Origin of the sequence: Caballeronia sp., from assembly GCF_049581465.1 — a bacterium.
Classification (GTDB): Bacteria; Pseudomonadota; Gammaproteobacteria; order Burkholderiales; family Burkholderiaceae; genus Caballeronia.
On sequence record NZ_JBAUSA010000105.1, the window covers coordinates 1 to 5908 of the forward strand.

Annotated in this window: 7 protein-coding genes and 1 pseudogene; 2 read left to right on the forward strand and 6 right to left on the reverse strand. The window is 59.5% G+C overall.

The features are described 5' to 3' along the window. Positions 1 to 254 (reverse strand): annotated as a pseudogene (locus WCA53_RS02535) (N-acetylglucosamine-6-phosphate deacetylase); the annotation flags it as partial. Positions 255 to 879: 625 nt separating this feature from the next. Here WCA53_RS02535 and WCA53_RS02540 point away from each other — a divergent pair. After that, positions 880 to 1422 carry a GNAT family N-acetyltransferase gene (locus WCA53_RS02540; RefSeq protein WP_423905132.1) on the forward strand — a complete coding sequence of 181 codons (543 nt, stop codon included), beginning with the start codon at positions 880 to 882 and terminating at the stop codon, positions 1420 to 1422. A gap of 118 nt (positions 1423 to 1540) precedes the next feature. Here the strand turns inward: WCA53_RS02540 and WCA53_RS02545 are convergent, their stop codons facing one another. From WCA53_RS02545 to WCA53_RS02565, 5 genes are all read right to left on the reverse strand, one after another. Then, positions 1541 to 2140, reverse strand: a complete 600-nt coding sequence (locus WCA53_RS02545) for an SCO family protein (protein ID WP_423905134.1) — start codon at positions 2138 to 2140, stop codon at positions 1541 to 1543. Then, positions 2137 to 3042, reverse strand: coding sequence for a heme o synthase (gene cyoE / locus WCA53_RS02550; RefSeq protein ID WP_423905137.1), 906 nt, complete (start codon positions 3040 to 3042; stop codon positions 2137 to 2139). Before cyoE ends, WCA53_RS02545 begins: the two co-directional genes overlap by 4 nt. Positions 3043 to 3048: 6 nt before the next feature. Then, positions 3049 to 4194, reverse strand: a complete 1146-nt coding sequence (locus tag WCA53_RS02555) for a COX15/CtaA family protein (RefSeq protein WP_423905139.1) — start codon at positions 4192 to 4194, stop codon at positions 3049 to 3051. A gap of 12 nt (positions 4195 to 4206) precedes the next feature. After that, positions 4207 to 4863 carry an SCO family protein gene (locus WCA53_RS02560; protein ID WP_423905141.1) on the reverse strand — a complete coding sequence of 219 codons (657 nt, stop codon included), beginning with the start codon at positions 4861 to 4863 and terminating at the stop codon, positions 4207 to 4209. A gap of 64 nt (positions 4864 to 4927) precedes the next feature. Beyond that, the gene (locus WCA53_RS02565) at positions 4928 to 5644 is read right to left on the reverse strand and encodes an SURF1 family protein (protein ID WP_423905143.1); all 717 of its coding nucleotides are present in this window, start codon (positions 5642 to 5644) and stop codon (positions 4928 to 4930) included. A gap of 99 nt (positions 5645 to 5743) precedes the next feature. Between WCA53_RS02565 and WCA53_RS02570 the strand changes: the two genes are divergently transcribed. Then, the coding region (locus WCA53_RS02570; protein ID WP_423905145.1) for a twin transmembrane helix small protein at positions 5744 to 5908 on the forward strand (165 nt) is incomplete at its 3' end.

Here is a 5908-nt window from a genome sequence, read left to right on the forward strand (position 1 = left end):
GTGGTGGCGAGCATGCTGGTGGTGCCATGCTTTGCGTGCTCGCGCGCAACCGTGCTGGCCGCGTCGCCGCCTTCCATAATGTCAGCACCGCCGCCACCATGCACGTGACAATCGATGAAACCCGGCAGGATGTAGGACGCGTCGTTTGTCGACGGGTCCACGCGCTCTCCCTGGAGGGCCGTCACCCGGCCGTTCTCGAACTCGACCGACCCATGAATCCAGCCGTCGGTCGTCAGGATGTTTCCTTTCAGCATGAATGTCTCTCGTGATACGTACTGCATGGCGAGGCACGAGACGTCAGTCGCGTCCGCTGCGAACGGACCGGTCATCACCTATGGGCGACACGCTGCGACAACCGCCTTTTGCCTCTGGAATTGTCTCTGTCTCTTCACGCCTGTTTCGGCGCTTTCGTGGTCGACTACCGACACTAACCGAGTCTCGCGAATTTCGCGGCACAACACGCAATTTTCACGATGAGTCGCTGAAATCGATAACTTGCGACCGTTTTTTACAATCAACCCAGTGCGTGAATCGCAGCGAAAAACGATACACAGGTCCTAGCGTTGGTGAGCCCATTATATAACCAAAATAATACCAGTCAATTTGATCAATATTCTGAACGATCATATACAAATTCGTTATAAATCAATCGCTTATACGAAAAATGACATACTCCCGGATTCCATTTCATATCGGTAATTACCCTGTCACGCAGCCCACTTCCCCCATTGCCATCTCCACACTATAGACGCGGATCCTTCCTCGCAAGTGGAGTGCGCCACGCGCATATGCACGCGCATGCTTTTTGTAGGCACAATGCGCTAATTGATTCGTTTTGTTAAACGTCATACGACAAAAAAGAGAGAGGGCGAGGCAAGTATGAACACGAATATGCACGACGAGCCGGCGGAGCGCGCGCACGCGCGTCTTATGGCATTTATGAGTCAACTCTGCGTCGCGACATCGAGCGAAGCGGCGCAGATTAGATTGCGAAGTCCGAAGGTGGAAGATTTCAGCTGGATCGTGAAGTGTGCCGGGCACCCGCCCAACGGCGATCCTTATATCCGTCGCGAGCGCGAAGCGCGTGCGGCCAACAAGGTGGTGGACTATCTGCTCGCGCCAGAGCCGTTTCGGAACTCATGCTGGATCGCTGAACTGGATGGCGCGTACGTCGGCGCAATCATGTTGCTGGGCGTGTCCGCGACAACTGCCGAGATCGATGCATTTTTCGTGGAACCGAGCACGCGGCGGCTGGATGTTGCCGACTGCCTGATTAAGACATGCGTGGAATTTGCTATCGATTCGGGCTATGAACGTGTGCTGTCTGCACCGGACCCGCTCTTTGACCTCGACGCCGAGACCTTCAAGCGATTCGGGTTCGTTAGCAGTGACGGTCAGCGCAGTTGGGCGAAGCAGGTGTGACGGGCTCTGGTCCGGGCGCGATTTGGGGCGGTCGGACCAGGTTTGAGGTGGTTCCGCTTGCGGTGAGCGTGGGGCGAGGGAGTCCTTCTGCTAGCCGCAGCGGTCACCCCTCTTCATCTCAATCCAGCAGCAACTTCAAGTCATGCACCCACGGGTCGACGCCTTGGCCGTCGCGTGCGAACAGTCTCAGCTTGCCTTGCGGATCGAAGACATAACTCGCGGCCGTGTGATCCATCGTGTAGTCGCCAGGCGCCTTGCCCGGCACCTGCGCGTAGTACACGCGAAAATCCTTCGTGATCTTGACGAGTTGCGTGGTGTCGGCGGGCCGCAACGCGACGAACGACGGGCTGAACGCCGAAACGTATTCAGTCAGTATGGGCGGGGTATCTCGCGCGGGATCGACGGTGACCATCAGCACCTGGACCCGCTTGGCGTCATCGCCAAGCTTCTGCATGGTCTGCGCAAGCTCGGCGAGCGTGGTTGGACACACGTCGGGACAATGGGTGTAGCCGAAAAACAGCACCACCGCCTTGCCCTTGAAGTCGCCGAGCGTGCGGACCTTGCCACTGCTGTCGGGCAGCGAAAAATCACTGCCGAACTGCGTGTTGCCGGTAATGTCGAGATTCGTGAATGCCGGCTTGCTGTCGCATCCCGCGAGCAATACGGCGGCGAGCGCAAAGCACCCGGAGAGAAAGATCCTGCGAGCCGAAAACGTCATGCGCCAATCACCGTGCGTACGTAATGATCTACCAGCAGCGCGGCAAACAGCAGCGACAAATAGAGGATGGAAAAGCGAAACGTCTTGCGCGCGAGCTCATCCGAGTAGTCCCGATAAATCTTCCACGCATAAGCCAGGAATGCGCCGCCGAGGAGCACCGCGGACAGTAGATACAGCACGCCGCTCATGCCGGAGATAAACGGCATCATGCTCACGACAAAAAGGATCACGGTGTACAGCAAGATATGCAGGCGGGTGTACTGCTCGCCGTGGGTGTTGGGCAGCATCGGCAGGCCGGCGTTCTCATAATCCTTGCGCCGATACAGCGCGAGCGCCCAAAAGTGCGGCGGCGTCCACACGAAGATGATGAGCACCAGGATCCACGCGTCGCCCGGCACATGGCCCGTTACCGCGGCCCAGCCGAGCGCCGGAGGCATGGCGCCGGACGCGCCACCAATCACGATGTTCTGTGGCGTGGCGGGCTTCAGCAAGCACGTGTAAATCACCGCATAACCCACGAACGTGGCGATCGTGAGCCACATGGTCAGCGCGTTCGTGAACGTATAAAGCGTCCACATGCCCGCACCGCCGAGTACGCTCGAGAAAAGCAGGATCTGGCGGGTCGTGATCTCGCCACGCGCGGACGGACGCCACGCCGTGCGGCGCATCATTGAATCGATCTTTTGCTCCATCAGGCAATTGATGGCGAACGCTGCGCCAGCGAGCAGCCAGATGCCCACTGTGCCGCCAATCAATACGGTCCACGGCACCATGCCCGGGGTCGACAGGAACATGCCGATCACTGCGCAAAACACCGCGAGTTGCGTGACGCGCGGCTTGGTCAACGCAATGTATTGCGAAAGTCGGCTACCGGAGGGGGAAATCAGTGTCGTGCTGTCCATAGAAACTCAAGGAACATGGCGCGGGAATGAAGCGGAAACGACGTCGCGCGGAGCCGATGTATCGAGCTCGATGGCGCGGCCGGGACGGCTGGAAGAGATTCGAAAGTTTATCATAACGAGCAGCAACAGCAGGATCGCGGCGCCGCCGTTGTGAGCCACGGCAATAGGTAGCGGCCACTGCAAAAGGATGTTCGACAGCCCCGTCAGGAACTGCACGACGATCAAAAGCAAAACGCCGTTCGCGGGCGTTCTCAGTGAGTCGAAACGTCGCAGTCGGGCTGCCAGCCACAGCATGTACAACACGACGACCACGGCAAAGGTCCTGTGGGTCCAGTGGATCGCGACGAGCGCGTCCTGCGAGATGACCTCGCCATCACCGGTCATCCCGAGTGCGCGCCAGAGGTGAAAGCCGTGCTCGAAGTTCATCGGCGGAATCCATGCGCCATTGCACAGAGGAAAGTCCGTGCATGCCAGCACCGCGTAGTTGGTGCTCACCCAGCCGCCCAGCGCGATCTGGATAATCAGGAGCACCAGGCCAAATAGCGCGGCGGGCATCCATCGCACGACAGCGGGCTCGACGATCGGCATCGGCGTCTGCCGTGCCGCCAGCCAGCCGAGCGAACCGAGTAGCGCGAGGCCGAGCAACAAGTGAATGGTCACGATCACGGGTTGCAGCTTCATCGTGACGGTCCATGCGCCGAACGCGCCCTGCACCACGATCAGCATCAGGATCCCCGTCGGCCACCACGGCGAGACATGCAACGGCCTGTGCCTGAGGCGCGCCGTCCAGGCAATCAGCATTTGCGCGATGATCAACACGCCGATCGCCATCGCAAAGTAGCGATGAATCATTTCGATCCACGCCTTGCCCATGCTGACGGGTCCTGTCGGCATGGCCTGATTGGCCGCCGCGATAGCCGCATGCGCAATAAATGGCGACGACGTTCCATAGCACCCCGGCCAGTCCGGGCAACCCAGGCCGGAATCGGTAAGCCGCGTAAAGCCTCCGAACATCACGAGGTCCAACGTCAGGAACGTGGTGAGCCAGACGAGCTTGCGGAATTTGTTGTCATCGGCTTTCACCCAGACGTACGAAAGCGGCAATAGTGCAATGCAGGTGCCAATCAATGCGAGTTGCAGAACGTAGAACATGCGCCTGATTCCTTAGCCGATCCGCGACCACTTCAGCAACTTCGCCAGATCGTCCTTGATTTTTTCGGGCTCCGGATCCTTCGGAAAACGCATCATCAGGTTACCGTTCGGATCGACGAGATAGATGTGATCCTCGACTCGCGAATCCTTGCCTGGCGGAAGCCACGCCGCGACCACTTTCGGATCGGCGATGACCATGCGCGTGTCGGGCTGCGGATACGCGGTCCGGATGACCGGCAATACGGGTTTGTCGTCGGTACGCAGCCAGACGTTCGTCACGCGCTCGCGCTCCGCCGATTGCAACGCCCGCACTTGCCGCATGTAGAACAGCCGCGTGACGCACTGCTTGTCGCAGTCGCTGCCGTTCACCGTGATCATCAGCCAATGGCCCCGCAACGCGGTGAGGGGCATCGGCTTGCCTTGTTCATCGGTGACGATGAGTTGCTCGGGAATCGGACGTTGGGGCTCGATCAGAGCGCCGTAACTGGTCGTTCCACCGGCCGGCTTGAAAACGTAGTACATGAGGTACGACGCGACCACCGGCGCCACGCAGATCGCCGCGAGCAGCAACAGCATCCAGCGGCCTTTGTGCCAGGAACCGGGCGTGACCGGCTGTTTCTCGCCGCGCGCCTTGCGGACGGCGGAGGACGACGGTCGGGGAGTTTGCATCGACAAAACTTGGCCTCTATTCGTTGAGCGCGTCGCGTGAATCACTTCCTCGCGCCGCGGTATTTCATGCGTTACTCGCTTGCTCTTTCTTCGCTGCACGGCGCGCGGCATACAGGCCAAATCCGAGCGCCGCGGCCGCCATGCCCCACCACTGAAGCATGTAACCGTAGTTCGTATCGACGCCCAGCGTGGGCGCAGGCCAGTCGCGCACGAGTCTGTCGCGGGTGTCGTTCTGTTGCTGGATCACGAACGGTTGCAGCGGCAAACCGGTTTCAGCGGCGTACGCGGCGACGTCGAGATTCTGGCGAATCTTTTCGTGCGCCGCCGAGCCGCCGTGACCCAATTCAAAAGCGAGCGATGCATTCGGCCGCGCGACCCCGTCAATTTCCACTTCGCCCGCCGGCGTGTCATACGGCGCGATACCCGTGCGATCCGACAGATTGCGCGGCAGCCAGCCGCGATTGACTAGCACCACCCCGCCGTCCGCGAGCTTGAGCGGCATCACGACGTAAAAACCCGGCTGATCCATATAGGGCCGGTTATCGAGATAAACGACCCACTCCGGCATGAACGTGCCGCGCGCCATCACGCGATGAAAATTGATGTCCTTCAACGCAATCGGCGTCGCACCGACGCGTTGGACGGGCGCCTGCTCGAACGCGACGATCTGCGCGTTCAGCGCCTCTTTCTGATGCGCCCGATCGCGTTGCCAAAAGCCAAGCCGCACGGTAATCGCCATCACGACAAGAATAATCAGCGCGGGCCAAAATCGAATCTTCATGCCGCGCGTCCATCGACAAAACCTTGAACCGCCACGCGCCGCATGGCACCTGGTGCGATAATTACGGCACTCACTTTCTTAGGCCAAATGGCTGGTTTCATGCACATATTCGTTGCCATAGCGTTCATTCTCATCATCGGCAGCCTGGGTTCCGCGCTGTACTTCATGATGACCGACAAGGGTAAAAGCAAACGCATGGTCTGGTCGCTCGCCATGCGCGTCGGGCTGTCGATCTCGCTATTCCTCTTCATCCTGTTCGCACAC

Excerpts from the sequence above, each read along its gene's own strand:
- WCA53_RS02540 (WP_423905132.1), top strand. The coding sequence starts at position 880 with ATGAACACGAATATGCACGACGAGCCGGCGGAGCGCGCGCACGCGCGT.
- WCA53_RS02545 (WP_423905134.1), bottom strand. The coding sequence starts at position 2,140 with ATGACGTTTTCGGCTCGCAGGATCTTTCTCTCCGGGTGCTTTGCGCTC.
- cyoE (WP_423905137.1), bottom strand. The coding sequence starts at position 3,042 with ATGGACAGCACGACACTGATTTCCCCCTCCGGTAGCCGACTTTCGCAA.
- WCA53_RS02555 (WP_423905139.1), bottom strand. The coding sequence starts at position 4,194 with ATGTTCTACGTTCTGCAACTCGCATTGATTGGCACCTGCATTGCACTA.
- WCA53_RS02560 (WP_423905141.1), bottom strand. The coding sequence starts at position 4,863 with ATGCAAACTCCCCGACCGTCGTCCTCCGCCGTCCGCAAGGCGCGCGGC.
- WCA53_RS02565 (WP_423905143.1), bottom strand. The coding sequence starts at position 5,644 with ATGAAGATTCGATTTTGGCCCGCGCTGATTATTCTTGTCGTGATGGCG.